This is a genomic window from Escherichia sp. GZ89, assembly GCF_019366485.1.
Taxonomy (GTDB): Bacteria; Pseudomonadota; Gammaproteobacteria; order Enterobacterales; family Enterobacteriaceae; genus Escherichia; species Escherichia fergusonii.
On sequence record NZ_JAEOHX010000036.1, the window covers coordinates 1 to 1,981 of the forward strand.

The following is a 1,981-nucleotide window of genomic DNA, read 5'->3' on the forward strand; positions in this document are numbered from 1 at the left end:
GTCAGCATTGTGGGCATGACTTCTGACGGCGATTTTGTGGCAGTGGCTACGGTGGCTGTCAGCGCCGCAGGTTAACAGGACGATACTCATCATTTGCCCCGGTTATCCGGGGCTTTTTTTCAGGTGGAGAACATGATGTTTCTGAAACAGGGCACGTTTAATTATGAAAAGCAGTCCGTGGTGCTCAGTGAGCTGTCCGGGCTGCAGAGAATTGAATATCTGGCGTTTGTTCAGCAGCGAACGGCAAAGTTTGATGCCGAAGAGGGAGAACTGCCGGAGGCTGAACGACAGATTGCTTTTCTGCGGATGGGGATGGATATCAATGCCTGGCTGGTTTCCCGCTCACTGTGGAATGCGGATCAGTCTAAGGATGTAGAGACGCTTTGCGCATCCGTTATTACAACATGGTCGTATGATGCCCTGGGTGCGGGGGCGGAGATGGTTCTGTCGCTGAGCGGTATGGGGACCATTGATAATGCCGGGGATGATGAGCATGAGGCGCTGACGCCGGAAAAGTCCTGACGCGGGAAATGCAGTTTGTCATGCGGCTTGCCCGGGAGTTCCGGCGGGCAGACTGGCGGCGGATGCTGTCGGAAATGTCGGCCACTGAGCTTGGTGAGTGGGGCGATTATTTCCGGATGCAGAGCTTCAGTGATGTGTGGATGGATGCGCAGTTTGCCTCGCTGAAGGCATTGATCGTGAGAATGGTGTCCGGCAGCAGTGATGCTGCGGTGGCTGATTTCAGCCTTTTACCGGAAGAGAACGGGATACCGGAGCGAACGGACGAAGAACTGATGCATCTTGGGGAAGGTATTTCCGGAGGTGTGCGTTATGGACCAGATAGCCAACCTGGTCATTGATTTGGGGATTGATGCGGCAGAGTTTAAAAATGAAATCCCCCGTATCAAAAACCTTCTGAATGGTGCAGCCAGCGATGCAGAACGGTCTTCTGCCCGTATGCAGCGTTTTATGGAGCGTCAGACTCAGGCCGCCCGGCAGACAACGCAGGCGGCTTCTTCGGCTGCAACAGCCGCATCCGTCCATGCGCAGACGGTGGAGAAGAACGCACAGGCTCATGAACGCATGGCCCGCGAGGTGGAGAAAACCCGCCAGCGCATGGAGGCGCTGAGCCAGAAAATGCGCGAGGAACAGGCGCAGGCCATGGCTCTGGCGGAGGCTCAGGATAAAGCGGCTGCTGCGTTTTATCGTCAGATTGACAGTGTGAAACAGGCCAGTGCGGGGCTGCAGGAATTACAGCGTATTCAGCAGCAGATCCGACAGGCCAGAAACAGTGGCGGGATTGGTCAGCAGGATTATCTGGCGCTGATTTCTGAGGTTACTGCGAAAACCCGTGTTCTTACACAGGCTGAGGAAGAGGCTACCCGACAGAAAGTGGCGTTTATCCGTCAGCTTAAAGAGCAGGCAACCCGCCAGAATCTTTCTTCTTCTGAGTTGCTTCGTGCTAAGGCTGCCCAACTGGGGGTAAGCAGTGCTGCAGAAGTGTATATCCGCAAAATGGAGCAGGCAGGAAAAGCCACGCATTCGCTGGGTCTGAAAAGTGCAGCGGCCCGCCAGGAGATAGGCGTTCTGATAGGTGAACTGGCCCGCGGCAATTTAGGTGCGCTGAGGGGATCCGGGATAACGCTGGCTAACCGTGCCGGGTGGATAGACACACTGATGTCACCGAAAGGCATGATGCTTGGCGGGGTTATTGGCGGTATTGCCGCGGCTGTCTATGGTCTGGGTAAAGCCTGGTATGACGGTCAGAAGGAGGGGGAAGAATTTAACCGCCAGCTGTCGCTGACGGGGCATTATGCCGGAGTCACTGCCGGGCAGCTGTGGACGCTCAGTCGTGCTATTTCCGGGAATGGTATCACGCAACATGCTGCAGCCGGTGCGCTGGCTCAGGTGGTGGGTAGTGGTGCATTTCGTGGAAACGATATCGGTATGGTGGCGAGAGCTGCCGCACAGATGGAGCGAT

3 protein-coding genes are annotated in these 1,981 nt (G+C 55.8%); all 3 read left to right on the forward strand.

Annotation, left to right across the window (positions count from 1 at the left end):
* Nucleotides 1–135 precede the first annotated feature (135 nt).
* Nucleotides 136–522 (forward strand): phage tail assembly chaperone G, encoded by a 387-nt coding sequence (gene gpG / locus K0335_RS22000; RefSeq protein ID WP_001372042.1) that lies wholly within the window; start codon nucleotides 136–138, stop codon nucleotides 520–522.
* Between the two features lie 8 nt (nucleotides 523–530).
* Entirely contained in the window at nucleotides 531–860 is a 330-nt protein-coding gene (locus K0335_RS22005) for a phage tail assembly protein T (protein ID WP_001161009.1), read from the forward strand.
* A partial coding sequence (locus tag K0335_RS22010) for a phage tail length tape measure family protein (RefSeq protein WP_219394145.1) occupies nucleotides 832–1,981 on the forward strand: 1,150 nt, incomplete at its 3' end. The genes K0335_RS22005 and K0335_RS22010, both read left to right, overlap by 29 nt.